General features: G+C 61.8%; 25 protein-coding genes. 8 read left to right on the plus strand and 17 right to left on the minus strand.

What is annotated here, in order from left to right; translation table 11 throughout:
• Window positions 1-340 precede the first annotated feature (340 nt).
• Entirely contained in the window at window positions 341-1,762 is a 1,422-nt protein-coding gene (locus M2368_RS05575; protein ID WP_498724156.1) for a sugar nucleotide-binding protein, read from the minus strand.
• Entirely contained in the window at window positions 1,762-2,778 is a 1,017-nt protein-coding gene (gene rfbB / locus M2368_RS05580; protein ID WP_498724157.1) for a dTDP-glucose 4,6-dehydratase, read from the minus strand. The genes M2368_RS05575 and rfbB overlap by 1 nt, the downstream gene beginning before the upstream one ends.
• Before the next feature lie 105 nt (window positions 2,779-2,883).
• Between rfbB and rfbA the strand changes: the two genes are divergently transcribed.
• On the plus strand, window positions 2,884-3,801 hold the full coding sequence (gene rfbA / locus M2368_RS05585; RefSeq protein ID WP_400343451.1) for a glucose-1-phosphate thymidylyltransferase RfbA: 918 nt from the start codon (window positions 2,884-2,886) through the stop codon (window positions 3,799-3,801).
• Between the two features lie 128 nt (window positions 3,802-3,929).
• Here the strand turns inward: rfbA and M2368_RS05590 are convergent, their stop codons facing one another.
• Window positions 3,930-4,262 (minus strand): class I SAM-dependent methyltransferase, encoded by a 333-nt coding sequence (locus tag M2368_RS05590; RefSeq protein ID WP_498724158.1) that lies wholly within the window; start codon window positions 4,260-4,262, stop codon window positions 3,930-3,932.
• 548 nt (window positions 4,263-4,810) lie between these two features.
• Window positions 4,811-5,254 (minus strand): hypothetical protein, encoded by a 444-nt coding sequence (locus M2368_RS05595; protein WP_400343446.1) that lies wholly within the window; start codon window positions 5,252-5,254, stop codon window positions 4,811-4,813.
• Between the two features lie 403 nt (window positions 5,255-5,657).
• Here M2368_RS05595 and M2368_RS05600 point away from each other — a divergent pair, with 403 nt between their 5' ends.
• From M2368_RS05600 to M2368_RS05610, 3 genes are all read left to right on the plus strand, one after another.
• Window positions 5,658-7,916 carry a SpaA isopeptide-forming pilin-related protein gene (locus M2368_RS05600; protein ID WP_498724159.1) on the plus strand — a complete coding sequence of 753 codons (2,259 nt, stop codon included), beginning with the start codon at window positions 5,658-5,660 and terminating at the stop codon, window positions 7,914-7,916.
• Window positions 7,917-7,985: 69 nt separating this feature from the next.
• Window positions 7,986-9,395 carry a SpaH/EbpB family LPXTG-anchored major pilin gene (locus tag M2368_RS05605; protein WP_426734739.1) on the plus strand — a complete coding sequence of 470 codons (1,410 nt, stop codon included), beginning with the start codon at window positions 7,986-7,988 and terminating at the stop codon, window positions 9,393-9,395.
• A 124-nt stretch (window positions 9,396-9,519) separates the two neighbouring features.
• Window positions 9,520-10,431 (plus strand): class C sortase, encoded by a 912-nt coding sequence (locus M2368_RS05610; protein ID WP_498724160.1) that lies wholly within the window; start codon window positions 9,520-9,522, stop codon window positions 10,429-10,431.
• 29 nt (window positions 10,432-10,460) lie between these two features.
• On the opposite strand, the gene M2368_RS05615 is transcribed toward M2368_RS05610, so the two are convergent.
• The gene (locus M2368_RS05615) at window positions 10,461-11,165 is read right to left on the minus strand and encodes a class I SAM-dependent methyltransferase (RefSeq protein ID WP_498724161.1); all 705 of its coding nucleotides are present in this window, start codon (window positions 11,163-11,165) and stop codon (window positions 10,461-10,463) included.
• A 245-nt stretch (window positions 11,166-11,410) separates the two neighbouring features.
• On the opposite strand from M2368_RS05615, the gene M2368_RS05620 reads away from it, so the two are divergent.
• On the plus strand, window positions 11,411-11,986 hold the full coding sequence (locus tag M2368_RS05620; RefSeq protein ID WP_498724162.1) for a sunset domain-containing protein: 576 nt from the start codon (window positions 11,411-11,413) through the stop codon (window positions 11,984-11,986).
• 115 nt (window positions 11,987-12,101) lie between these two features.
• On the opposite strand, the gene ilvC is transcribed toward M2368_RS05620, so the two are convergent.
• The 3 genes from ilvC to M2368_RS05635 form a co-directional block, all read right to left on the minus strand.
• Entirely contained in the window at window positions 12,102-13,133 is a 1,032-nt protein-coding gene (ilvC, locus tag M2368_RS05625) for a ketol-acid reductoisomerase (RefSeq protein ID WP_013348730.1), read from the minus strand.
• Between the two features lie 122 nt (window positions 13,134-13,255).
• Window positions 13,256-13,774, minus strand: a complete 519-nt coding sequence (gene ilvN, locus M2368_RS05630; protein WP_105658085.1) for an acetolactate synthase small subunit — start codon at window positions 13,772-13,774, stop codon at window positions 13,256-13,258.
• Window positions 13,775-13,777: 3 nt separating this feature from the next.
• The gene (locus tag M2368_RS05635) at window positions 13,778-15,661 is read right to left on the minus strand and encodes an acetolactate synthase large subunit (protein ID WP_105658084.1); all 1,884 of its coding nucleotides are present in this window, start codon (window positions 15,659-15,661) and stop codon (window positions 13,778-13,780) included.
• Between the two features lie 619 nt (window positions 15,662-16,280).
• On the opposite strand from M2368_RS05635, the gene M2368_RS05640 reads away from it, so the two are divergent.
• Window positions 16,281-16,742 (plus strand): hypothetical protein, encoded by a 462-nt coding sequence (locus tag M2368_RS05640; protein ID WP_105658083.1) that lies wholly within the window; start codon window positions 16,281-16,283, stop codon window positions 16,740-16,742.
• A gap of 81 nt (window positions 16,743-16,823) precedes the next feature.
• On the opposite strand, the gene M2368_RS05645 is transcribed toward M2368_RS05640, so the two are convergent.
• The 9 genes from M2368_RS05645 to M2368_RS05685 form a co-directional block, all read right to left on the minus strand.
• Window positions 16,824-17,348: a hypothetical protein gene (locus tag M2368_RS05645; protein WP_498724163.1), complete on the minus strand. Its 525-nt coding sequence runs from the start codon at window positions 17,346-17,348 to the stop codon at window positions 16,824-16,826.
• A gap of 81 nt (window positions 17,349-17,429) precedes the next feature.
• Complete coding sequence (gene idi, locus M2368_RS05650) at window positions 17,430-17,954, minus strand: isopentenyl-diphosphate Delta-isomerase (RefSeq protein ID WP_498724164.1); 525 nt, start codon at window positions 17,952-17,954, stop codon at window positions 17,430-17,432.
• A 26-nt stretch (window positions 17,955-17,980) separates the two neighbouring features.
• The gene (locus M2368_RS05655; RefSeq protein ID WP_483561329.1) at window positions 17,981-18,844 is read right to left on the minus strand and encodes a prenyltransferase; all 864 of its coding nucleotides are present in this window, start codon (window positions 18,842-18,844) and stop codon (window positions 17,981-17,983) included.
• Complete coding sequence (locus tag M2368_RS05660) at window positions 18,841-19,161, minus strand: lycopene cyclase domain-containing protein (RefSeq protein WP_483561330.1); 321 nt, start codon at window positions 19,159-19,161, stop codon at window positions 18,841-18,843. The genes M2368_RS05655 and M2368_RS05660 overlap by 4 nt, the downstream gene beginning before the upstream one ends.
• A complete protein-coding gene (locus M2368_RS05665) occupies window positions 19,151-19,513 on the minus strand; it encodes a lycopene cyclase domain-containing protein (RefSeq protein ID WP_483561331.1) in 363 nt (120 codons plus the stop codon). Before M2368_RS05665 ends, M2368_RS05660 begins: the two co-directional genes overlap by 11 nt.
• Entirely contained in the window at window positions 19,510-21,102 is a 1,593-nt protein-coding gene (gene crtI / locus M2368_RS05670) for a phytoene desaturase family protein (RefSeq protein WP_498724165.1), read from the minus strand. The genes M2368_RS05665 and crtI overlap by 4 nt, the downstream gene beginning before the upstream one ends.
• Window positions 21,099-22,043 (minus strand): phytoene/squalene synthase family protein, encoded by a 945-nt coding sequence (locus M2368_RS05675; RefSeq protein ID WP_402697563.1) that lies wholly within the window; start codon window positions 22,041-22,043, stop codon window positions 21,099-21,101. The genes crtI and M2368_RS05675 overlap by 4 nt, the downstream gene beginning before the upstream one ends.
• 5 nt (window positions 22,044-22,048) lie before the next feature.
• Window positions 22,049-23,152 (minus strand): polyprenyl synthetase family protein, encoded by a 1,104-nt coding sequence (locus tag M2368_RS05680; protein WP_498724166.1) that lies wholly within the window; start codon window positions 23,150-23,152, stop codon window positions 22,049-22,051.
• A 12-nt stretch (window positions 23,153-23,164) separates the two neighbouring features.
• On the minus strand, window positions 23,165-23,653 hold the full coding sequence (locus M2368_RS05685) for a MarR family winged helix-turn-helix transcriptional regulator (RefSeq protein WP_426734756.1): 489 nt from the start codon (window positions 23,651-23,653) through the stop codon (window positions 23,165-23,167).
• Between the two features lie 114 nt (window positions 23,654-23,767).
• On the opposite strand from M2368_RS05685, the gene M2368_RS05690 reads away from it, so the two are divergent.
• Window positions 23,768-24,598 carry a TspO-related membrane protein gene (locus tag M2368_RS05690; protein ID WP_426734758.1) on the plus strand — a complete coding sequence of 277 codons (831 nt, stop codon included), beginning with the start codon at window positions 23,768-23,770 and terminating at the stop codon, window positions 24,596-24,598.
• Window positions 24,595-26,058, plus strand: coding sequence for an SDR family oxidoreductase (locus tag M2368_RS05695; protein WP_426734760.1), 1,464 nt, complete (start codon window positions 24,595-24,597; stop codon window positions 26,056-26,058). The genes M2368_RS05690 and M2368_RS05695 overlap by 4 nt, the downstream gene beginning before the upstream one ends.
• The last annotated feature ends 1 nt before the right edge of the window (window position 26,059 follow it).

Here is a 26,059-nt window from a genome sequence, read left to right on the forward strand (position 1 = left end):
TCGTGAATATTCCATTATCCAAACCGCCCCAATCGGTTGGTTCCCCCAAATGCACGGATGGCATTACTTGATTCATCCGCGTAGTCTTCCATCCTAGGGCGAGCTGGCAGCGAAATCACCCTGTTTGGCGCATAAAATGAAGCTCAGTCACTTTTTCGGCTTTTCCCAGTGAACGCATAGTGCCGCGCAGCCTGGCGCCTCACGTGGGCTTGCCCTCCGCGGCCATGCGATGACTTGGAACTACTGGTGGTTCGGGCGGGTTTGGCGGATCAGGCTGAAGGCATTTGGCCGGTGGTCCAACGGGCACTTGGACCACACTCGATTTTTACCTACTTGGTTTTCACGGCTTCACGCGGCTCGCGTGAAGGAACTGCTCCAGCAATTCGGGCAACGGCAGCTGGGCGAAGCCGGTCGCCTGCAGCTTAGCGGTGTCCATGGTGCTGTTCGCCGGCCGCGGCGCCAGCTCCGGCTTGCCCAGTGCATACTCCTGCGTGGAAATCGGGTGCACGGCATCCGGGTCATAGCCGCAGAGGGCGAAGACCTCGCGGGCAATCTGGTACCAGCTGGCCGATTCGCCGCTGCCCTGCAGATGGTAGATCCCCGGGTCGCTGCCAGTATCCAGCAGGTGCATGATGCCCCGGGCCAGTTCGCTGGCAAAGGTCAGCCGGCCGAATTGGTCATCAACCACCCTGGGGCCAATGCCTTGCTCGGCCAGCCTGCGCATGGTGGAAACGAAGTTGTTGCCCTGCCCGATAACCCAGCTGGTGCGCACCACATAGTTGACGCCATGAGCCAGCACTGCCTGTTCGCCGGCGGCCTTGCTCTGCCCGTAGACGCCGGCTGGAGCGATCGGATGCTGCTCGTCGACCTCGCGCGCCGCGCCATCGAAGACATAGTCGGTGGACACGTGCACCAGCGGCACGCCCTGTTCGGCGCATCGAGCGGCGAGCTCGCGCACGGCTACCGCATTGACCCGCCAGGCCTCGGCACTGCCCGGGGGCGTTTGCGCCCGGTCCACCGCGGTCATTGCCGCGGCGTTGACCACATGGCTGCAGTTCGAAAGGTCCAGCGAGGAGGCGAAACCCGGGGACAGCAGGTCCGCCTCGGCCCGGGTGTACAAGGCGATCCGCTCATCGCGCTGCGCCAGCACGGCGAAGGCGCGCCCCAGCTGCCCGCTCCCGCCGAGCACCGCGATATTCTTGGGCTGTACCGGTTTCGCCTCGGCCAGCAGCGGGTGTTCCCTATCGGCTTTGGAAATAACGGCCGCGTCGAGGCTGATGGGCCACGGGATCCGCAATTGCGGGTCGGCGAGATTGACGTAGCTGTACCCCGCCCGGGCTGCGTCGGTCCAATGCTCGGTGACCAGGTAGGAATACACAGTGTTCCCGGCTAAGGTCTGGAAGGCATTGGCCACCCCGCGCGGCACGAAAACCGCTTGGCCTTCGCCCATATGCGTGGTGAACAGCCTCCCGAAGCCCTTCCCGGGGCGCAGGTCCACCCAGGCGCCGAAGATCTCCCCCGATAGCACCGAAATGTATTTGTCCCAGGGTTCGGCATGCAGTCCGCGGGTTGTCCCGCGCTGGGCATTGAAAGAGGCATTGTTCTGCACCGGCCGGAAGTCCGGCAACCCGGCGGCCACCATTTTCTCCCGTTGCCAGTTCTCCTTGAACCAACCGCGCTCATCGCGGTGCACCGGCAAGTGCACCACCTTGAGTCCCGGAATCGTGCTTTCCTCCACCTGCAATTCCGCTGTGCCTCCCATCAGCTGGCAACCTTCAACGCGTCGGCCTGCTGCTGGTAGCGCTGCTCGGCCTTCGCCTTGGCCGCCTCCCACCAGGAACGGTGCTGCCGGTACCAGTCAATGGTTTGCTCCAGCCCGCGTTCCAGATTGGTGTACCGGGGTTCCCAGCCAAGCTCGGCGCGCAGAACTGTGGAATCAATGGCATAGCGCAGGTCATGGCCGGCACGGTCAACCACGCAGTCGAAGCCATCAGCCGTTTTGCCCATCAGCCCCAGGATCAGCCCCAGCACTTCGCGGTTGCTCTTCTCCCCGTCGGCGCCGATCAGATAGGTGCGGCCGGAGTCTCCTGCTTCGAGGATGAGCTGCACCGCCGAGGAATGGTCGCTGGCGTGGATCCAATCGCGCACATTGGCGCCATTGCCGTAGAGCTTGGGCTTCAGCCCGCCGAGGATATTGGTGATCTGCCGCGGGATGAACTTCTCCACATGCTGGTACGGACCGTAGTTGTTCGAGCAGTTGGACAGCGTCGCCTCGATCCCGAAGGAGCGGACCCAGGCCTTGACCAGCAGGTCACTGGAGGCCTTGGTCGCCGAATAAGGACTGGATGGCTTGTACGGCGTGGTTTCGGTGAAGCGCTGCGGATCATCCAGCTCCAAATCCCCATAGACCTCGTCGGTGGAGATGTGGTGCAGGCGCACGCCATGGTTGCGTACCGCTTCCAGGAGTTCAAAAGTCCCCAAGACATTTGAATTCACGAAACTGCGAGCATCATGCAAGGAATTGTCGTTGTGCGTCTCGGCCGCGAAGTGGACCACAGCATCATGCTGCGGCACCAGTTCGTTGACCAGGACGTAGTCGCAAATATCGCCCACAACGAGGTTGAAGCGATTGCTGTCAAGGCCTTCCAGCGACTGCCGGTTTGCCGCGTAGGTCATCTTGTCCAGTACGGTGATTTCACTGTCGGAGTGCGCGATCATGTGGTGCACGAAGTTTGCCCCAATGAATCCTGCTCCCCCAGTTACAAGGATTCTTTTCATCTCACTAATGTAGCCAGAGGGCTACGCAGCGGGGCAGCATCCTAGCAATTCTCGAGTATGACTACTCTGACGCGACTACTTCACGTTTCATTAGGCTCGATAGCCATGAGGGGAATAATTCTAGCTGGGGGAACCGGGTCGCGTTTGCACCCAATCACGCGGGGAATATCCAAGCAGTTGGTGCCTGTCTACGATAAGCCGATGATCTACTACCCGCTGTCAACGCTGATGCTTGCCGGGATCCGTGAGATCCTGGTTATCACCACACCACAAGATGAACCGCAGTTCCGCAATCTGCTGGGCGACGGTTCGCAGTTCGGCATCGAGCTCACCTACACGGTCCAGCCCAAGCCCGAGGGCCTGGCCCAGGCATTCGTGCTTGGGGCCGAGCACATAGGCGACGAGTCAGTTGCCCTGGTGCTAGGCGATAACATCTTCCATGGTCCGGGATTCGGCACGCAGCTTGGCAGGTACTCGGATCAACCCGGGGCGACTATTTTCGGCTACTGGGTCAAGGATCCCAGCGCTTACGGAGTGGTCGAGTTCGACGAGTCAGGATGTGCCATCTCGCTGGAAGAAAAGCCGCTTGAACCCAAGAGCCATTTCGCAGTTCCCGGTTTGTATTTCTATGACAATTCCGTGGTCGAGAAGGCCCAGGATCTGCAGCCTTCGGCCCGCGGGGAACTGGAGATCACGGATATCAACCGGCTCTACCTGAACGATGGCGCTTTGAATGTCACCGTCTTGGCGCGCGGAACCGCCTGGCTGGATACCGGCACCTTCGATTCGCTCAATGACGCATCGAACTTCGTGCGCACCGTCGAGGCGCGCCAGGGCCTGAAGATCGGCTCGCCCGAAGAAGTCGCGTGGCGCCAAGGCTTCATCGATGACGGCCAGCTGCGGCACCTGTCTCTTGCCCTGGGCAAGAGCGGCTATGGTGACTACCTGCTGCAGCTGGCCGAGCAGGAACTGGTCGATCCGCATCATTCGAAGCTGGAATCGGCCACCCCGGCACTGCCCTGATCCATCGATCCATCGATCCATCGATCGTCTGCCGGGCGTCCAGTTCGGCAGATGTCCACTGCCGCGCACGGAATTCGCAGGCGGGCTGCGACCTATCTTGGCCGGTTGCAGCTCGAGGACGCTGCAACTCAGGAACGCGTGCCGTTCTCGTACCGCTCGGGAATGATCTTTTTGGAAGCATACTTGGAATATGGCGGATCCCAGCCCTGGTAGACGCTGATTCCGGCTTCGAGGAATGCGGTCATCGTCTCACGCAGCGGCCGATGCCAAGAGGTCGGTGATGCGGCCTGTCCTGTGAAGGACAGTTCATCGGTGTATTGGACCCGCTGGAAATAGTCTTTGCCAGGGTGATTCCACGGGTACTGGATCGGATGGTTCAGCGACAGTAAGAGCCTGCCGCCAGGCTTGAGTACGCGCCGTATTTCTGCCAGCGGCCCTGTCCAGTCCTCCAAGTAGTGCAAGACCAGCGAGGCGATTGCGTCGTCGAAGGAATTCGTCTCGTAGGGCAGTTTCTACCCCAGGTCCGTGACCCGCAGATCAGCACCGTACTGGAGCCGAACACGCGTCAAGTCGATTATCACCAGAACCGCAACAGTTGTCGAGGAACCGCCGCCAGGCGACATGACCGGCCATCTGGAGTATTTGCCGGCCGGTCGTAAAAGACAGTGAGAAGGGTCGGCTCGTTCTCGTCCGAAAGAGCCCGCGCAAAGTCCTCGTAGGTGGTTCCAGCGGTCTCTGTTCACCTCTTTTTAATTTCCTTTTTAGGCGACTTATTAGAGCTTTTTCAGGACCCCACGGTATCCGTTTTCCACGAGAAACTTCGCGTTCTCAGCCTTTCCAGCCAACAAATTGATCGTCCGCATCGTTTTATTAATCTTCAGTGTTGACGAAAGTGAAATCCATCCGATACGCTGTCGCCATATCACTCGCCCGGATTTTGGGGGTCCGGCAAAACTTGGGGAAAGCCAGTTGGTCGTGGGGATCAATTGGCTGTAATTTAGGCACTCGTTTATGGGAAACGAGCGTCAAATTCTACGCACCAGTCTGCGTTCTTCAGGTTTAGCATCCCCAATGTCCTCGGATATTGGGGAATTCTTGTGTTTGGCAGACCTGTTGGGGACAGAGTTGCACGACGGAACAACGGTCGTACAGGTAAAAAGTCCTTGCTCGAGGGAGCAAAAAAACATTGTACTTCGCAAAGCGCCTTTTCCAGCGTTGCAATTAGCGCCGGAATTGTCTTCTCTCTGGCATTCGCCGGAACTTTTGTGCCAGCTTCCGCTACTTCGGTGAGCGAATCTTCAGCGGAAGTAAAACTCGCCCCGTCGGCGGCTGAAACCGATTCGGCGGCCACTCTTGTTTCCGCGACGCCCACGAGCCCGGCACCCTCTTCGACTGAAACTTCCGCTGCTGCGGCTTCTTCCGAAACCCCAGCTCCAAAAGCGAAAGCGTCCAAGCCGCCGGTTGAAACCAAGCCAACGGTAACGCAGTCGCCGAAGGCCGCGCCGGAAACTGAATCCGAGGCGCCGGTTGTTCAAACGCCACGAGCCGAGGAATCGGCAAGCGAAGAGGAAAAAGCCTCCGAGGCACCTACTAGCGCTCCAGCGTCGATAAGCGCGCCAGCAACTGCGCAGTCCTCGGCACCTGCCGAGCATTCGCCTACCGAAACTGCCAAGAAGCCATCGGAATCACCATTACCGACAGCCTCGCCCAGGGAGGCTGACAACAAACTGCTCGCACCGATGGCAGTAGGGGACGTCTGCAGTGCTTCCCAGGCATCAACTCAGATTCTTGGGGGATTTGAGCTTGATGGCAACCTGTGCGCCAACGACGGTGCACTGGATGATTGGACGACCGTTTTGACACAACCATCGGGCAACGATGGTTTCGACGACAGTACACAGTTCACCCGTGGTGCCAGCGAAAGGAGCTGGCCGTGGGGTGCGAACCAAGTCAACGGTACGGGCCAAGCCTCCGGCCAGGCAGATATAGGCCGCAACTACGCCTATTCGACAACCAGTGATGGCCATGTCTTCGCCTTCTTGGGATTCGAGCGAGGGACAAGCACCGGCACCATCCGCTACATCGTCGAGCTCAACGCCGAGAAGAACGACCCCGCGGTGATTCCCACTCCGATTCGCAGCGACGGCGACCTTCGCCTGAGCATCGAGCAGGATGGAAATAATAATCTCATCCTCACCGGTGCCTACATGTGGAACGCGAGCACGGAAACGTGGGTGCAGCAGCAAACCCTGAGCGGTTTCGTCGGCGCGACGAATACCCAGCCCATTACCGGCTTCGACGGAACCAGCACCATCCCGGTACGCGGCTTCGCGGAAATCGGCGTGGACCTGACTGCCCTGTTTGGGGAAGCGACCTGTACCGGCAATTACGGCACGCTGAATCTGCGTTCTTCCTCCTCGATTCCGGAAACATCCAACTTGGGTGACTGGATTGCCCCGATTTCCCTTGCCGTGCCGAGCACCTGCTCCAGCGTGCAGGTCGAAAAGAACTGGGTCATCGACGGTGAGGAATTCGAGAACGGCCAGCAGCCCGATGGCATCGCCGCTGCACTTGAGCTGACCGGCCAAAACTCGCCTCAGTTCGGTACCGGCTACGCCAAGTACAGCAATGGCACCGATTACGAGGCCAATGATGAAATCACCATCGGCGAGTCGGTGGCCCAGCTGCCCGCAGGGTGCACCAATGCCCCCTCGGGAGATCTGGGTGACCATGTATTGCAACCTGGGCTGAACTCCTACACGGTGACCAACACCGTCACCTGCACCACCCTGACCTTGGAAAAGGAAGTCATCGGCGAGGCAGCGGCCACGGAATGGACGCTGTCAGCTGATGGCAGCTCAACGGATCTGTCCGGAGTGACCGGCAGCGAAGGCGTCACCAATGTGCCGGTAGCTGCCGGCCAATACGCCATCTCCGAAACCGGGCCGGAAAACTACCAGCTGACGGACCTGGCTTGCGAGGGCGCGGTGGTTGGCGATGGCAACACCATCATCATCACTGCCGGAAGCAAGGCCACTTGCGTGCTCACCAACACCCAGGAGATTGACCTGACGGTCACCAAGACCTGGGTGGTCAACGGCACCGAGTACGCTCACGGCGAGCAGCCGGCAGGAGACGCGGAGCTGAGCATTGACGGCCAAGCAGCTGAATTCGGGGCAACCAGTTCCGGGCATCTGATCGGGGACGAGGTGGCCATCGAGGAAACCCTCACCGGCACGCTCGCCGAGCTGTGCCAGGTGACCAGTTCAACCGTTGACGGCGTCGAAGGGCTATCCGCCACCCACACCATGGCCGGGACTCCCTCGCCCAATGTGGTGGCAATCGTGAACACCGTGGAATGCGAACAGCTTTTGACGCTGGTCAAGGTGGTGGACAACGAGGACTTCAACGGAACCTCGACCACCGATGACTGGACGCTGAGCGCTTCGGGCACCGCGGGGAGCATCGAAGGAAAGACCGGAGAAACGGCCGTCACCGAAGCATCGGTGGGCGTGGGAACCTACCAATTGGCCGAGGAAGGCCCCGCCGCAGGCTACGAACCAGGCACCTGGAGCTGCGTCGGCACCGGAAGCGGCGAAGGAGCGGCGATCACGCTGGAGCTTGGCCAGGAGGCCACCTGCACCATCGTGAACACGGCCCTTCCCGGTTCGGCCAGCTGGACCAAGACCACCGTTGACGGCGACCTGCTTGCAGGTGCCGAATGGACCCTGACCGGACCGCTGGGCGATACATCGGAAGCCATCGCGGTCACCGACTGCATGGCCGAAGGCTGCACCGGACCGGATATGGATCCAGCCAAGGGCAAATTTGCCTTGGCAAACCTGAAGTGGGGCAGCTATACGCTTCAGGAAACCACCGCTCCTCCGGGCTACGTCAAGGACGAGCAGATCCATGAGTTCGAGGTCACCGGCGACGCACTGCAGATCGAGCTTGCTGCCATTACCAATGAGCAGCAGGACGGTCCCGTGCTACCACTGACCGGTGGCATCGGCCGAGATCAGATTTATCTGATTGGCGGCGCAATCCTGGTACTGGGGCTGGGCATCTGGGGTGCACAGGCCTTCCGTATCCGTCATAGCCGCAACCTCGGCTAGATTCAACCAATTCACCAATCACGCTGAACTTGGGTAGGCGTAAAAATCACTCGCACAAAAGGAGTAATCGTGTTCACGCAACGCAGACTCGGCAAGCTGATTGCCGGAGCAAGTGCCATGGCACTTGCTGGGATGGGGCTATTTGGGGTAGCCGCCGCATCCGCTGACGAAATTTCGGATATTACGCCGGGGACCCCCGGCAGCATCTCGGTCCACAAGTCTTCAGCGGACCCTGTTGAAGGCCTCAACAACGGCTCCCTGCTGGAACCGGACCCCGGCGCGGGCCTGGGCCTGGATGGCGTTGAATTCACCTTGCAGCAGGTGCTGTTCGACGGCGAGCCAATCGACTTGAGCGTGGCCGACGGCTGGGAACTGGCAGAAGCCCTGGCACCGGAATCCGCCGGCGGCGCATTGCCTGCAGGCTACACCCTGGACACCAGTGTCCCCCAGGTAACAGTGGGAGGTATCGCTACCTTCAGCGGTTTGGACTTGGGACTGTATCTGGTCACCGAAACCGATTCGGGCGACAACCTGATCGATGCCGCGGCCGCACCGTTCTACGTGAGCATTCCTTATCCGAATGCCGACGGCACCTGGAACTACGACGTGCACGTCTATCCGAAGAACACGCTGAACACCATCGAGCAGACCAAGACCGTGGATGATACCGCCGTGTTTCTGGGCGATGAGGTCACCTGGACACTGGTCACCGATGTCCCTGACTCGGATCTTCCCTACAAGTCCTACACCCTGACCGATAGCCTCTCGGGGAACCTCGATTTCATCTCCTGGGAGTCGGTATCGATTGGCACCGGGGAACTTGTTCCTTTTGATGACTACACCATCTCGGCCGACAATGCGGTGATCACCTTCACCGGGGCGGGCCTCGCCAAACTCGATGCGGCTGGAGCGACTACCGTGACGGCCGTCTTGAAGACCAAGGTCAACTCCATCCCTGAAGGCGGAGTCATCGAGAACACCGCGACCGTGAACATCAATGGCACGGAAGCTGATGGCACCACCAACACCAACCTGGGCACCTTGCAGCTGGAAAAGAAGGCTGAAGGCGAGAACGGTGCACTGCTGGACGGCGCGGAATTCGAGCTCTATGGAACTGCACCTGATGCCGAGGGCGAACCCACCAGTTCGCCTCTGGCTACCGGAACCACGGTAGACGGGGTCGTCAAGTGGGAACTGCACCTGGGCATCGAGGACGACATGGAATCGAGCTACTGGGTCAAGGAAACCAAGGCGCCAGCCGGATACGTGCTTCCGGCTGATCCGTGGTCCGGCGAACTGGTTGTCACCAACGGCCAGATCCTGATCGAGACCATCACCAACCACAAGCCAACCGGTCCTGATCTGCCGCTCACCGGCGCCTCGGGCACCGTGCTGTTCACCATTGCAGGTCTTGGCCTGATGGCCGCCGCCGGTGGTGCGGTACTGGTGAAGCGCCGCCGCTCGCGCACCCAGGGCTAACCCGCGTACTGCTTGATGCAGCACCAGGGTAGCCAGTAGATGGTGGGAGAACTAAGCATTGCTTGGGACTCCCACCATTTTCTTTCTGAACTTCCTGATTCCCAAGACTTCATAGGCAGAAATCATGAGCTCAACTCCCAGTTCCACGCTTTCCCCTCCCCCGCAGCACAGGAACCGCTGGCGCGTCCCGGTGTCCACGCTGGTGATCGCCGTCGTCTTCCTGGCCGGTACGCTCATGTTGCTGTACCCGCCAGCGGCGAGCTGGTTCTCGCAATACAACCAATCCAAGATCATCAAGGAAATCTCCAGCGACGTGTCCCACGAGGGCAGCTCCACGATTTCCCAGGAGCTGCAGCGGGCCCGGGATTACAACGAGGAACTGGTTGGCGGCGGCTTATTGGCCCCGGGCAGCAATATCCCTACCAGCAACGGATCGGTGCGGGAAGATACCGAGTACGATTCCCTGCTCAACGTCAACAGCGAGGGGCTCATCGGCCGGCTGCGAGTCCCGTCGGTGGACATCGACCTGCCGATCTACCACGGTACCGATGACCAGACCTTGCTCAAAGGCGTCGGGCACCTGCAAGGCACCGCACTGCCTGTGGGCGGGCAGTCGATGCATGCGGTGCTGACCGCTCACCGCGGGCTGCCTGAGGCCAACCTGTTCAATGATCTGCCCCAGGTGAAAATCGGCGAGACCTTCAGCATTGAAGTCTTCAATGAGGTACTAACGTACCGGGTGGTTGAAACGCAGACGGTAGAGCCGGATGAAACGAAGGCGCTGACCCCGCAATACGACAAGGATCTGGCCACCCTGGTCACCTGCACTCCACTAGGCATCAATACGCATCGCATGCTGGTCACCGGCGAACGCGTGCACCCTACCCCGCGTGCAGATCTGGAAGCCCTCGGCTCCACTCCTGAGATACCGGGCTTCCCCTGGTGGAGCGTCTGGCTCGGATCAGCACTGCTGCTCCTGGGGACCTGGGTGTTTCTTGCAGGTCGCCCCCGTTCTGGCAAGAACATCGGCGTCTAGTCCGCAGCGGCAGGTTTGCGCCTCGCTTGCTAGCACGTCGAGCGCAGCGAGAAGAACAGGAAGCTCAAGAACGCGTCGCGTTCACGCAAGGCTTCTGGAATCACGCCGTCGGGCGCATCCTTGATATACGGCGGCTCCCAGACACGCTCCACCGCGAAGCCTGCGGAGATCAGCGCCGTCATGGTTTCGTGCAAAGGCCGATGCCAATAGGTCAGTTCGGCGGGCTTCCCCTTGAAAGTCACTTCGTCGGTGTACTGGGTGAGCTGGAAGTAGTCCTTGCCGCGGTGGTTGAACGGGTAGAGAATCGGGTGGTTCACCGACATGATGAGCCGGCCGCCGGGCTTGAGCACCCGGCGGACTTCCTCCAAGGCGTAGTCCCAGTCCGGCAAGTAGTGGAACACCAAGGAAGCAATGGCATCGTCAAAGCTGTTGTCGGCATACGGGAGCTTCTCCCCCAATGTCGCCACTTTCAGGTCGGCATCTTCGCCCAGCCGCTGGCGTGCCAGGTCCACCATGGCCCGGCTGGTGTCGAAGCCCGAGACGCTCGCGCCACGGCTCATGAGTTGTTCGGACAGAGGACCGGCGCCGCAGCCGATATCCAGGATGTTCCGGCCGGCAACCTCTCCCACCAGTTCCAGGGTGGCTGGCCGCTCATAGTAGGCGTTCAGCATGCTGAATTCGTTCTCGTCAGCGTAGTCCTGGGCGAAATCGTCGTAGTTGCTTTCCTGTGGCACGGGCGCGCTCCTTTGCATGGTTTTGCCCGAGCCTAGCAAAGGCTTCAACTAATCATTGGGAAAACACTCGACTGCTCGGGTAACGCTTTGACGGCAATAGCCGCAATCGATCGCAATCGCGTCCAGCCATAGTTTCTATTCCCAGTCCAGATTAGAATCAGCACATGGGACCGATCAGTGCCCATGCTCGTTCGACTTTCCATGGGGAGAAATTGAATAAATTAGTTCAGCGTTCACTCGCTGTCATGGCTTCGGGAGCACTTGTATTCTCCGGTGTCTCCGCGGCCTCGGCCGCTCCGTTGCCCACCAGCATTTCATCTGCCAGCATCGTTGCTGCGAAGAAAAAGGCTCCTGCGGTAACGATCAAGAAAATCGGCACGAAGACTGTCAAGGGTTCAGCCAAGGCAACCATCAAGCCTAGCTATTCCAAGGCAAAGAACGTGAAGATCAAGTCGGCGTTGCTGAAGGTGGTCAAGGGCAAGAAGACCGTCGCCAGCAAGAAGAAGTCCGTCAAGCTTGCAGCGGGCACCTACAAGGTCACCACCACGGTCAAGTACCAGCTCAAGGGCAAGACCTCGACCGTGCAGAAGACGCAGACCTTGCTGGTTCAGAAGGCGGCCGCCAAGCGTTCCGTGAAGATGAGCGGGAAGGCGAAGAACTGCCCTGCGGGCTACCCGGTGAAGGGCAACCGCACCGGCAGCCAGAAGGAGTGGAAGTACCACGTCAAGGGACAGCGCTTCTACAACATCACGAAGCCAGAAGAATGCTTCAAGACTGCAGCTGATGCGCGCAAGGCCGGCTATCGGGCTTCGAAGCTCTAAACCTGCCTGGCTGGTATCCGACCCAGCAGACTGAAAAATCGACCTCGGTTGCTTCCCATATGGGAAGCAACCGAGGTCGATTTATTGTGTGCAGATTATGCAGTCAGCCGCATGATTAGCGGGCTACCGAACCATCTACGTAGTCATCCGAGGATGCATCCGAGATCCAGGAGAACAGCGAGCGCAGTTCGCGACCGGTGGTCTCGATTGGGTGCGCTTCGCCCTTGGCACGCAGTTCCTTGAACTCCGGAGCGCCGGCCTTCTGGTCTTCCATGAAGCGGTTGGCGAAAGCACCGGACTGGATATCAGCCAGCACAGCCTTCATGTTTTCCTTCACCTCTGGGGTGATCACGCGTGGGCCGGAGACGTAGTCGCCGTACTCAGCGGTGTCGGAGATCGACCAGCGCTGCTTGGCGATGCCGCCTTCCCACATCAGGTCAACGATCAGCTTCAGCTCGTGCAGCACCTCGAAGTAGGCGATTTCCGGCTTGTAGCCAGCTTCGGTCAGGACCTCGAAGCCGTACTGGACCAGCTGGGAGGTACCGCCGCAGAGCACAGCCTGCTCGCCGAACAGGTCGGTTTCGGTCTCTTCGGTGAAGGTGGTCTCGATAACGCCGGCACGGGTGCCGCCGATGCCTGCAGCGTAGGACAGTGCCAGTTCCTTGGCGCCGCCGGTGAAGTTCTGCTCCACGGCGATCAGGTCAGGGATGCCGCGGCCGGCTTCGAATTCGCGGCGCACGGTGTGGCCTGGTGCCTTGGGAGCAACCAGTGCAACGTCGACGTTGGCTGGTGGCTGGATGAAGCCGAAGCGGATGTTGAAGCCGTGGCCGAAGAACAGGGCGTTGCCCTCTTCCAGGTGCTCGGCGATCGACTCGGTGTACACCTGGGCCTGGACCTGGTCCGGGGTCAGAATCATGATGACGTCAGCCCAGGCCGCTGCCTCGGCAACGGTAGCTACCTTCAGGCCTTCGGCCTCGGCCTTGGCACGGGACTTGGAGCCCTCAGCCAGGCCGACGATAACCTCGACGCCCGAGTCGCGCAGGCTCAGTGCGTGGGCGTGGCCCTGCGACCCGTAGCCAATGACAGCTACCTTCTTGCCCTGGATGATCGAGAGGTCTGCGTCGTCTTCGTAGTACAGATCAGCCACTGTAATTCTCCTTATTTGTGCTTCTGGTAAAGAAGTCTTGTGCTTAGGCACTGTTGCTTTCTTCTAAGCTAGGTGCCAAATACCTAAATTTGTAGTTCGTGTCTCTTGAAGTCGTTGTGCGCTTAGGCGGACAGCGTCTTCAGGGCACGGTCGCTCATCGACTTGGTTCCGCGTCCCACGGCCAGCGTTCCGGCCTGGACGATCTCGCGGATGCCGAATGGCTCAAGTACTGCCAGCAGTGCTTCGATCTTCGCCGCATTGCCGGTGGCCTCAACGACCAGCGAGTCCGTGGATACGTCGATCACCGATGCGCGGAACAGCTCCGCGGCCTGGGTGACCTGCAGTCGCGTCGCCGCATCGGCGCGCACCTTGATCATGATGTGGTCACGCTGCACCGAGGTTTCCGGCAGCAGTTCCACGATCTTGATGACGTTGACCAGCTTGTTCAGCTGCTTGGTGACCTGCTCCAGGGAATCCCCTTCGGCGTCCACCACCACGGTCATGCGGCTGATGCCGGCAATTTCCGTGGGGCCCACGGCCAGCGAGTGAATGTTGAAGGCACGGCGGGCGAAGAGGCTGGCGACGCGGGTGAGCACGCCGGGAACGTCTTCAACCAGTACCGAAAGCGTATGCTTTGCCATGTCCTAGTCCTCCTCTTCCCATTCAGGGGTCATGCCGCGGGCAATCTGGATCTGGTCGTTGCTGACTCCCGATGGGACCATTGGCCACACCATGGAGTCGGCCGAGACCACGAAGTCGATGACTACCGGACGGTCATTGATTTCCAATGCCTTCTGGATGGTCGCATCGATATCCTCGTCGCGTTCGCAGCGCAGGCCCACGCAGCCGTAGGCGTCGGCCAGCTTCACGAAGTCCGGAATCCGTGCGGTTCCGTGGCCGGTGTTCAAATCGGTGTTGGAGTAGCGGCCATCGTAGAACAGCGTCTGCCACTGGCGGACCATGCCCAGCGACGAGTTGTTGATGATGGCAACCTTGATGGGGATCCGGTTGATCACGCAGGTAGCCAGTTCCTGGTTGGTCATCTGGAAGCAGCCATCTCCGTCAATGGCCCAGACCACGCGGTCCGGCTGCGCCACCTTGGCGCCCATGGCGGCAGGAACCGAGTAGCCCATGGTGCCCAGGCCGGCGGAGTTCAGCCACGAGCGCGGGCGCTCGTACTTGACGAACTGCGCTGCCCACATCTGGTGCTGGCCCACGCCTGCCACGTAGACGCCTTCCGGACCGGTCAGCTCGCCGATGCGCCCAATGACGTTCTGCGGAGCCGAGAGGCCATCGTGGGTTTCGGTGTAGCCGATCGGGTAGGTTTCGCGCAGGCGGTTGAGCAGTCCCCACCAGCCGGCCAGATCCTGCTGGGCTTCGTTCTCGAAGCGCGAGGCGCAGGCCTCGTGCAGCTGCGGGATGATTTCATCCAGCGAGCCGACGATCGGCACATCGGCCACGCGGTTCTTGGAGATTTCCGCAGGATCGATATCGGCGTGGATCACCTTCGCGTTCGGCGCGAAGGTGGAGAGCACGCCGGTGACGCGGTCATCGAAGCGGGCCCCGAGGGTAATGAGCAAATCCGACTGCTGCAGTGCCGTGACCGCAGAGACGGCACCGTGCATGCCGGGCATGCCCACGTGCTGTTCATGCGAGTCCGGGAAGGCACCGCGTGCGGTCAGCGTAGTGACCACCGGAGCGTTGATGAATTCCGCGAATTCCTTGAGCTGCTCATGGGCGTTGGCCTTGATCACGCCACCGCCGACATACAGCACCGGGCGGGTTGCCGAAGCGATGAGCTTGGCGGCTTCGCGCAGCTGCTTGTTGTGTCCGCGGGTGACCACGCGGTAGCCAGGCAGGTCGACCTTTGGCGGCCATGAGAAAGTCATGTCGCTCTGCTGGGCATCCTTGGTGATATCCACCAGCACCGGACCGGGACGGCCGGTCTGCGCCAGGTAGAACGCGCTGGCCAGCGTGCGCGGAATGTCTTCCGCGTTAGTGACCAGGAAAGCGTGCTTGGTAATCGGCATCGTGATGCCGACAATGTCTGCTTCCTGGAATGCGTCAGAGCCAATGAAAGCGCTATTGACCTGACCGGTGATTGCCACCATTGGTACCGAGTCCATATTGGCATCGGCCAGTGCGGTGACGAGGTTGGTTGCGCCTGGTCCGGAAGTAGCGATGCATACGCCCACTTCCCCGCTCACCATGGCGTAACCCTGTGCGGCATGGCCGGCACCCTGTTCGTGGCGGACCAAGATGTGGTTAATCTTGGTCGAATCCATCAGTGGATCATAGGTGGGAAGGATGGCCCCACCTGGTAATCCGAAGACGTCTTTGACGCCCAGTTCTTCCAGCGAGCGGACGATGGCTTGTGAGCCCGTCATCTGTGTGGGAGCAACGATATTATTCGGACCCTGTACCGGGTTCGAAGCCTCCACGACGGAAGAGACAGCGGCGGCGGCATCCTTGGTTCGATTGATTGACTTCGCAACCGACGCCGGATTGGCGGGTGTTGAGTTGCTCATCGGGATCCTTTCCATATCTATCTCTTCGTTTGCGCATAAAAAACGCCCCGCGGCCGTCACTACTGACGAAAGGGGGCTTGCGCGTTACCGACGTACTGTCCGTGGTGTTGGACAGTGTCTCAGGCTCCGCGCCTGATAACTAGTAGTACATCGGTGTTTGTTTGCATGCCTCTAGTTTTCTCCACCTCACGGCAAAGAGCAACTAGACACCCTGTTTATCTCATTATATGAGATGGATGTCCAAGCCTTGGACGCGACACCGCAAACAAGCCTTGGCTTTTTCGCTTCATAAGCACCAAAAGCGCCTGTCGAAACGGGATTAGCTGGAGACAAGCACCAGCTGCCGGGAATGCGCATCGCTCGCGCTACGCACCCCTTGCTCCAAGGAAGTCCCCTGCCATGCAGTTGGTTTCGCTTGCAGCGTTGAGCCGGGAAAGGCATGAGTTCCGTCGATGGCCACACGGGCGCATGGCTTGGCGACTCAATTAGCATCCTGGCTCATTAATCCCATTCTAGAAGTCAATATGACCAATCAGATAACCCATGACGTGCCGATGACACATTTCGATAAATGTTGTGACTGGTCAAATTGTCCAAAGTTATCGGTAGAGTATTGGTTATGGACAAGCGCCCAGACGAAAATCCAACCCAGCAGGTAAAGGCCCGCCTCCATGAGGCCTTCGACTCGCAGATCCCCAACTTCGCCAGCTACAATCTCGTGGCGGGCACCGGCATCGCCGGCTCCGGAGGGCTCAAGGTCATTGGATATCGGCGCCAACCAGCGGAACTGATTATTGCGCCAGTGAATGCCAGCAGCTTGGAAGCATCCGAGGATGCGATCAACATCAACAATACGAATGTGAACCAGCTCGCCGAGCTCAGCGATGGCGGCTACGAAATCGCGATCTCTTCGGGCCGGGTGTTCCGCTTCAGCATTCCCGAAGCGCCGAGCATCGACTTGCATGTCGATGATGCCATCAGCATTGGTGCCACCATTGACCAGAAATCCGATGCAGAGGACTTCGCTGATTTCATGGACCACTTCATGAACACCATCGAAGGCACCGAGAACTTCGTATAGCCGGCAAGAGAATTCCCGATAGCAAAGGCCATCCCGCCAGCTAGCTCCATTGGAAGCTACGTGGCGAGATGGCCTTTTCGCTTACAAAGCCCCGGGATGATTCCCGCGGTAGTCGGAGGCGAGCAGCTGCCCTTCGACGGTGAGGATCTCAACCCGGTCCAACTCGATTGATTCGTAGCCGACGGAGGTCATGACCCGCTCGGCATAGCCGGCAGCACTGCCCTCCGCGATCCAATCGCTGCCCTCCACGACAATGGCGAGCACGCCCTGGACTGGAGAGAGCCACCCCACGGTGGCGTACTGGATGGAATCCTCGGCGAATGAATGGAAGCCTGCGGCGCCCTGGCCATTGAGGTACTGGAAGATCTTCTGATCCGCCCATTCCTGGCGCCCTTCGACTTCCTGGAGGTTGTCGGCATACTTCGGCAAGGCCGCGATCTGCGGGCTCACGCTAGGAGTTTGCGCGGATGCTTCGAACTGGAGCGGGGCACAGCTGGCCAGGGACGAAGCCAGCACCAGGCCACCGGCGACCACACTGGCCTTGCGCAACGCATCGATGGCCGCGCAGCGCCACTGGATACCGGAAGAAATTACTTGAAGCACCATGCAATCGAGCATAGCCAATGACCCGGACAATTCCACAGGAATCATCCAGTACGGGATTCCACGCCGGCGGCGGGCCCGGAATCAGCCTTGCTCGGCCTGGTACAGGGACATCCCTGCAGCCTGCATCACCAGCCACGGGCTGAAGGCCCACGGAGTGGCGCGCAGGGCTCCACCGAGTTGTGCCGGATCCACCCAGCAGTAGTCCATGACTTCGTCCGGGTTCGCAGTGATTTCGCTGTCAATTATCGCGGTGAAGACCGGGCAGATTTCGTTTTCCACAATGCCCGAGGCATCCACGGCGCAATAGCGGAAGTCCGGCAGCGCCGATTCGATGCGGTTGACCTTGAAGCCGAGCTCATGGGCCGCGTGGCGCGTAATGGCTTCTTCGAAGCTCTCGCCGGGCTGGGGATGCCCGCAGAAGGAGTTCGTCCAAACCCCTGGCCAGGTCACCTTGGACAGGGCGCGACGCGTCACCAGCACCTGGCCGGCTTCATTCTGCACGTGGCAGGAGAATGCCTGGTGCAGCACGGTATCCGTGGTGTGAACCAATTCTTTCGGGTGCGTGCCAATAGGCTGGCCTTGATCCGAAAGCAAAATGACGTCCATTGAAATCCTTGAATCCCCATCCGGGTCTAGTAGGTGAAAAGTGCCGAAAAGATCAGGAGCATGGTCAGCAGGAAACCGCACAGGTAGTTGATCCACAAGAATCTCTTCCATCCTCGATTAACCGTACCCGAGCTTGCATCGCTGATTCCAAGATGGGGTAGGACGTTGAGCACATAGGCAAGGGCCAGCACCGCCGCCCAGCGGCCAAGGCCCGACAGGCCCACCGCCACGAGCGCTCCGGCAAGCAGGTAGGCGGCCAAGACCAGGTAGATGGTCGTGCGGGCCGACAAGGCGGTGGCGATCGAGGAGAGCCCGCCTTGGCGATCGGGAACAATATCCTGGATTGCGCCCAGGGCATGGCTGGCCATCCCCCAGAGCAGGAACGCGCCGAAGACCAGCCACTGCTCGGCCTGCACGCTGGCGCCAGCCAGCACCCACCCGTAGACCGCCGGAGAGACGAAGTGCACCGCGCTGGTCAGCGAGTCCAGCCCGGGCCTTTCCTTGAAACGCAGCCGCGGTGCGGAGTAGGCCAGCACCGCAAGGATGGACACGGCCAGAACGAGGTTGGCTGCGCCATCCCCGGCCGCCACGAGCACCGCGAGGAACGGCGCGGCGCACAGGACGCAGGCGACGAGCAGCGCCTTATGGCTCTGCCTGGACAGCAGCGCCCCCTCGATTCCTCCCTTGCGCGGATTGCGCAGGTCCGACTCGTAGTCGAAGACATCGTTCACGCCGTACATCAGCAGGTTGTAGGGGAAGAGGAAGAACACCGTGCCCAGGACCAAGCGCCAATCGATCCCGCCGCCGGCCAGCAGATAGGCGGCGGCAAACGGGTAGGCGGTGTTCACCCAGGAGATGGGGCGTGAGCTCGCCAGGATTCCGCGGATCATGAAGCGTCCTTTCTGTGGCTGCGGCCACCGAGCAGCCACCACAGCCCGGGGAGCAGGAAGACCGCGCAGGCGGCGTAGAAGAAATCTTCAATAGGGGCCAGGCCCAGATGCAGCCCGGACAGCGTCCCGCTGCCGTAGCCAAACAACCCGGCGTAGATCATCAGGTTGTCGAAGATCGCGGTGAGCACGAGCATCAGGGCCATGGCGGCGCCCAGCGGCTTGGCTACCGAGCGCAGGCGCTGCTTGCTGGCGGCCAGCCCGGCGGCAAAGACGGCCATGGCCGCAAGAAGGAAGCAGAGACTCAATTCAAGGAACATGGTTCTCCCCTAACGTGCGCTTGGATGCTTTCTGGTTCCGGTTGCGCAGCATGCCGGCCAGCACCGGCAGCCCGGTGAAGGCAATCATGGCGCAATAGCACAGGAAGACCAGGAAAAAGACTTCTTCCACAGGGAACTGCTCGCCCACCATGATTCCGGTCATGAGCTCCGATTCCTTGTGCAGGAAGATGCCCTGCCTGATGGCCAGCACATCCCAGAGCACGAAGAATCCGGTGCCCAGCCCCAGGGCCAGGATCCCGCGCACCGGGTGGCGGAAGATGAAGAGCTTTCCCTTCGCGTCCAGCAGCCCCATGCAGGCCAGCAGTGCCAGCAAGATGCCCAGGTAGATCATGCTCCGGCCTCCTGACGCACCGTGGCCGCGCAGTTTTCGTCCATGGGCCCCGCGGCCTTGATCCCGAGCACCGCTTTGGCAGCCAGTTCCCCGCTGATCAGGCACATCGGCACACCGATTCCGGGGCGCACGGTGCTGCCGGCATAGTGCAGCCCGCCCACCTTGGCGCTGCGGTTGCCCGGACGCAGCATGGCGCTTTGCCCCAGGGTATGGGCCAGGCCAAGCGCACCGCCTTTGAAGGCGCCGTACTGCTGGACGAAGTCCCCCGGGCCGATGCTCTGGCGCACCACGATCCGCTCGCGAAGATCCGTGATGCCAGCCCATGCGGCCAGCTGGTCGATGGCCGCGTCGGCCACCGCTTCCACCGCGGCATCTCCTGCCCCATCGGCTGCGCCAATCCCCCATTCGGGCATGGCCGGAGCCGGAACCAGGATGAACAGGTTCTCGCAGCCTTCCGGGGCCACTGAGGGGTCGGTGGCACTGGGCTTGCAGACATAGATGCTGGTTTCCGCCTCCAGCATCCTCCCTTGGCGAATCCGCGAGAAATTCTCTTTCCAGTCGGTGGTGAACAGCAAGTTGTGGTGCTCCAGCTGCGGCAGCTTGCCGCTGATGCCCAGGCAGAGCAGCACCGCGCTGGGGCCGGGATCCTTGCGCTGGAAGCTCTTGGCGGTATGGGTCTGCAGCGCTTCGGGGAGCAGTTGGCCTTCCAGGTGGCGCACATCGGCGGCTGCGATCACCTGGGTCGCCGGGGTGCGCTGCTGCCTGCCGTGCGCGTCGGTCCAGCGCACCGCGCTGACCCGGGGATTTTTTCCTTCGCTGGTTTCAATGGCCGTTGCGGTAGCTGAGAGATGGATGTCCGCGCCGTGTTTCCGGGCCAGTTCGGCCATGGCATCGGCCACCGCAGCGAAGCCTCCCATCGGGTATTTCACCCCGTCGGTGAGGTCCAGGTGGCTCATCAGCTGGTAGAGCGCAGGGGTGCGGCTCGGGCTGGAGCCCAGGAACACCGCCGGGTATCCGAGCAGCTGGCGGATCTCGTTGCTCGAAAAGCGCCGGGCCACATGGCTTTCCAGGCTGGAGGCCAGCAACTGGGCCAGTTGCGGGGTCCGGCGCAGGATCCTTGGGTGCAGCAGGGAGGTGAGCGAATTGAAATCGTCATAGAGGAAATGCTCCAAGGCCAATTCATAGCCCTCCTTCGCGGCGCGCAGGTACCGCTCCAAGGCTGGGCCGCTGCCCGGTTCCAGGGCTTCGAAGAGTCCGCTGGCCGCGGCGCCGGTTCCGACATCCACCGGTTCTTCGCGGTCCTGGAAGAAGGTGCGATAGCCGGTGGCCAGTTCGCGCAGCTCCAGCTGTTCGCTGGCGCTGGTGCCCATGAGCTTGAACCAGTGCTCGAAGACTTCGGGCATCAGGTACCAGGAGGGGCCGGTATCGAAACGGAACCCGTCGCGCTCCAGGCGCCCGGAGCGACCGCCTGGATGCGGCTGCTGCTCGATCAAGGTGACCTTGCAGCCTCGGGCGGCGAGCAACCCGGCGCTGGCCAGGCCGGAGAATCCGCCCCCGATGACTACGACTTCTCTTTGTGCGTGGTTCATCTGCTTGCTACTTCCATTCTTGGCTTGCGGCCGGTGGTGCCCCGGGTGCCCAGCAGGACGCGGGCGGCGATCAGCGCCTTGCGCGGGGCGGAGACCGAGATGCGGGTGCGCAGCAGCTGGGAGGCCGGGGCCTTGTCCAGCTGGGAGTTCAGTTCGCGGAACAGGTCATGGGCCAGGCGCACCGCTCGGGCAGCGGACGGGGCCAGGTAGGGCAGGCCGGCACGGGCCTGGGCCAGGTCCTGCTCGATCTGCGCAACCAGCTTCGCTTTGCTTGGCTCATCGAATCCTGCCGGGTCCAGGCCGGGAAAGTAGCTGCGTCCCAAATCTTCGCTGTCTTCCGCCAGGTCGCGCAGGAAGTTGACCTTCTGGAAGGCCGCGCCCAGGCTGCGGGCGGCGTGCTTGGCGCGCTGCGCCTGGGCAGGCGTCAAGTCCGGCGCGGCGGGCATCGCCTGGAAGACCTGCAGGCACATCAGCCCGATGACTTCGGCCGAGCCGTAGATGTAGTCCTGCAAGCTGCGCGCATCATGCTGCCCGGTGCCCAGGTCCGCGCGCATGGAGGCGAAGAACGGGGCGGTGAGCTCGGCGTGGATGCCGGTGGCCCGGGCGGAAATGGTGAAAGCGTGGACCACCATGTTGGTGCTGTACCCGCGTTCCATGGCGCGCAGGGTTTCCGCTTCCAGCTCGTCCAGGCACGCGGCGATGGCCTGGTTGTCCAGGCCGGCCTGGCAGGCCACCCCATCCACGATTTCATCGGCCAGGCGCACCAGCGCGTAGATATTGGCGATGTGCCGGGCGCTGGCGGCATCCAGCAGCCTGCAGGCCAGCGAGAACGAGGTGGAGTATTCGCCCAGCACCACCCTGGCGCTGCGCTGGGCGGCGCGCGAATAGTGCTCCAAGGCGGCGGTGCCTGCGGTGCTGTGAGGGGAATTGTCGGGTTTCATGGCGTTCAGCTGCTTCGATCCAGGATCAGGCTGGTGCATTCGCGCAGCAGCGTCCGGGCTTCTTCGGGCAGGTCCAGGAAGGCCGCGGAGCCGGTGGCCCGCGAGCAGAGTTGCTTAGCCAGCTGCCGGGCGAAGCGCTCGGCCCCCTGCGTGGCCAGTTCCTGGCGGATCCGGCCGGCATCCACTGTTCCTTCGCGGAATCCGCCCAGCAGCTTGGCGAATTCGGGTTGCTCGCTGGCCAGGGCCAGCAAGATGGTGCTCTTGAATTCGCGCAAGTCCGATTCCACTGGTTTGCCGGTGCGTGCCGGGTCCCCGAAGGTGCCCAGCACATCATCGATGATCTGGTAGGCCACCCCGAGCTGGCAGCCCACCGCGCCGATGGCCTCGGCCTGCCCGGGGTCCGCCCCGGCCAGCAGCGCTCCGGCCTGCAGCGGCAGCTGGAAGGAGTAGGCCGCGGTTTTCATCTGCTCCATGCGCAGCACCTGGCTGGTGGTGGCTGGAGCCGGGCCCAGCGAGTAGAGCAGGTCCTCGAGCTCTCCGGCCCCTGCCTGCTCGATGGCTTGGAAGAAGGCCTGCTGGACCCCGGCTTCGCTGTCGCTTCCGGCCGCGGCCCTGGCCGCGAGCTTGATCGCTTCGCTGATCAGCAGGTCTCCGGCGATGATGCCCACGGAGTTGCCCGCATGCTCGGCATCGGCCCGGTTCCGGCCGCTAGCGATGGCGTGGTCGCGGTAGAGCGCCGAGATCGTCTTTTCCCCGCGGCGCACGAAGTCGCGGTCCACCACGTCGTCGTGGATCAGCAAGGCGGCGTGCAGCAGCTCGAAGGCGCAGCCCAGGTCGACGGCGCGGGCCTCATTGCGGCCGCCGAAGGCCCGGTAGCCGAGCATCACCAGCCCCGGGCGCATCAGCTTGCCGGTAGCCAGCCGTTCGGAGATCCGGGACCAGAGCAGCGCAGTCTGCGCGGAGTAGGCGGCGCTGCGGCGCTGGGCCTGCGTGGCCAGCAATTCCAGCCGATCGCTGATGGCGCGCCGGGTGGGTGCATCGATGAGCCCGCCTGAGGCTGGCGCGCCAGCCGCTTCGGCCGGCGGGGCCTGGTGTGTGGTGGTGTGCATTCTCATGGTTCCCTACTGAAAGGATGTGGTGGGGTTTGCTTGGTTCTCTTCGCTGGTCACGGTGTCCCGCGTCTCCAGCTCTCGCCGGGCGTCTTCGAGCAGCGCGCCCAGATTCCTGCGGGACGGCTCGTCCAGCTGCGCGTAGAACGTGTGCAGCTTGCGCAGCAGCACCTGCCCTGGCCCGGTGGACACCGGGAAATTGGGTCCCTGTGCCACCAGGGTGCGCCGCCGGTCCGCGGCATGGTGCCTTCTTTCAACCATCCCGCGGGCTTCGAGCCGGTCCAGGACCGAGGTGATTCCTGCCGATGACACTCCCAGTTCGCGGGCCAGTTCCCCGGAGCTGGGCGTTTGCATGGAACGCAGCAGGTTCACCGCACGCAAATCTGTATCGTTCAGGTCAAGGCTGTGGCGCAGGCGCGCTTCGCTCAGTGCATAGGACCGCTGGAGCTTGAGCAGCAACCGGAACACTTCCGAGGCAATCAGCGGACGTGAACAATCCATGATAACTTCTCTCGCCTAGTTGATATTTAGCTTTTCTAGATACATCATGGTTTAACTATCTCGTTTTGTCGACTCGAAGCGGGAAAAATTTTCAACCGACATCAGGAGCACACGATGAGCAGTTCCACGGATTCCCCGAATTTTCCCTACCGAGCCCCCGCGTCAGCCACATCCTGGGCACTGCCGGTGTTCACAGCGATTGCCCTGATCCTGGCCATTGCCGTTTCATTCATCGGAAGCGGGGCCCTGGGCGGAACTCCGGTCCAGCAGGCAGCCGGCGGCTATCTGGGCGCTGACTCGACGCTGCTGGCCCCCGCGGGTCCGGCCTTCTCCATCTGGAGCGTGATCTACGCCGGGCTGGCCGTCTACGGAATTTTCCAGCTCACCCCCGCCGGACGCCGCTCGGCCTGGGCCGCCAAGCTGCGTATTCCCGCGCTGCTTTCGGCATTGCTGAACGCCGCATGGATTACCGTGGTCCAGCTGGGCTGGCTGGGCGCCAGCGTCGCGGTGATCTTCATCCTCGTCGCGTGCCTGGCCTGGATGCTGACCATCATGGTGGCAGGCACCCCGGCCTCGCGCACCGAATACTGGATCATGTGGCTGACCTTCGGCATCTACCTGGGCTGGGTCTGCGTAGCCAGCATCGCCAACACCTCCGCATGGCTGCTCTCCCTGGGCTTTGGCCAGGACGCCTCCTGGGCACCAGGAGCGGCAGTGGCACTGCTGGTGGTCGCAGCGGCCATCGGACTGGGCACCACCGCCTACTCGGGCAGGATCTTCACCGCCTTGGCCATCGCCTGGGGCCTGGGCTGGATCGGCGTGAGCCGGCTGTCCGGAACCAACCAGTCCGAACTGGCCGGGTACGCCGCGCTGGGCTGCGCCGCGCTGCTCCTGCTCGGATCCATGGTTATCGCCTGGCGCAAGCGCGGTGTTCGAACTCCATGAGCCTGATAGCAGTGACCGGAGCAACCGGATATATCGGCGGACGGCTGGTGCCCCTGCTCTTGCGCAACGGGCACCAGGTCAGGGTTTTCACCCGTGACGCGCAGCGCCTGCGCGATACCCCATGGCGCGGCCAAGTCGAGATCGTCGAGGGCGACCTGCAAGATGAGCACGCAGTGGCCAAGCTCTGCAAGGACGCGGATCTGCTCTACTACCTGGTGCATTCGATGTCCGGGACCCGGGATTTCGCGGCTCAGGAAAAAGCGTGCGCGCAGGTCATGGCGCAGGCCGTACGCGAACAGGAGGTCAGCCAACTGGTCTACCTTTCCGGGTTGCATCCGGCAGGCGAACTCAGCGAGCATCTGGCTTCGCGCGTGGCCGTGGGGCAGATCCTGTCAGCGGCCACCAGCACCCTGGTGCTCCAGGCGGGCCTGGTGATCGGCTCCGGCTCGGCCAGTTTCGAAATGGTCAGGCACCTGAGCGATGTGCTGCCGGTGATGCCGGCCCCGCGCTGGGTACTGAACCAGGTCCAGCCCATCGCCATCCGCGACACCTTGCACTACCTGGCGGCCTGCGCCGAGCTGGCGCAGCCCGCGCAGGGAACCTATGACATCGGCGGCCCCGGCACCTACAGCTACGCGCAGCTGATGAAGATCTACGCCCAGGTGGCCGGCCTGCGCGAACCGAAAGTCTGGCCGTTGCCGCTGCTCACCCCGCGGCTGGCTTCGCACTGGGTGAATCTGGTGACGCCGCTGCCGCACACCCTGGCTTCCGCGCTGGTGCAGTCGCTGCAGCATGATTGCGTCATGGGCTCGCGGGACATCGATAAGCTGATTGCCCCGCCGGCCCAGGGCTTGTGCGATTATCCGCGAGCGGTGCAGCTGGCACTGGAGAAGATGGATGCCGACGCGGTGCAAACCAGTTGGGCTACCGCCCAGCCGATTTCGGCACCCGCCGAACCGCTGCCCTCTGATCCGGATTGGTCAGGGCGCAAGGCCTACACCGACATCCGCCGCATCAGCACCACGGCAACCGAGGCGCAGCTCTTCAGCGTGCTGCATCGGCTCGGCGGGGAATCACCGTATTTCGCCTTCCCCGCCCTGTGGAAGCTGCGCGGCTTGATGGACAAGCTGGCAGGCGGCGTGGGGTCGCGGCGCGGACGCCGCTCGCACAGCACGCTGGCACTAGGAGATGTGGTGGATTGGTGGCGCGTGGAAGCCCTGGAGGAAAACAGCTTGCTGCGCTTGCGCGCGGAGATGCGTGCACCGGGCCAGGCATGGCTGGATTACCGGATCGACAAGCGAGCTGACGGGCGCAGCGAACTGATCCAGCGAGCGGTGTTCTTCCCGCGGGGCTTGGCCGGACGCTGCTACTGGTGGGCGGTATACCCGTTCCATGGGGCCATTTTCCCGGCCACCATCAAGAACATTGTGCGCGATGCGGAAAAGCAGGCGGCTGGCTGAG

Origin of the sequence: Arthrobacter sp. JUb119 (assembly GCF_024807995.1) — a bacterium.
Lineage (GTDB): Bacteria > Actinomycetota > Actinomycetes > Actinomycetales > Micrococcaceae > Glutamicibacter.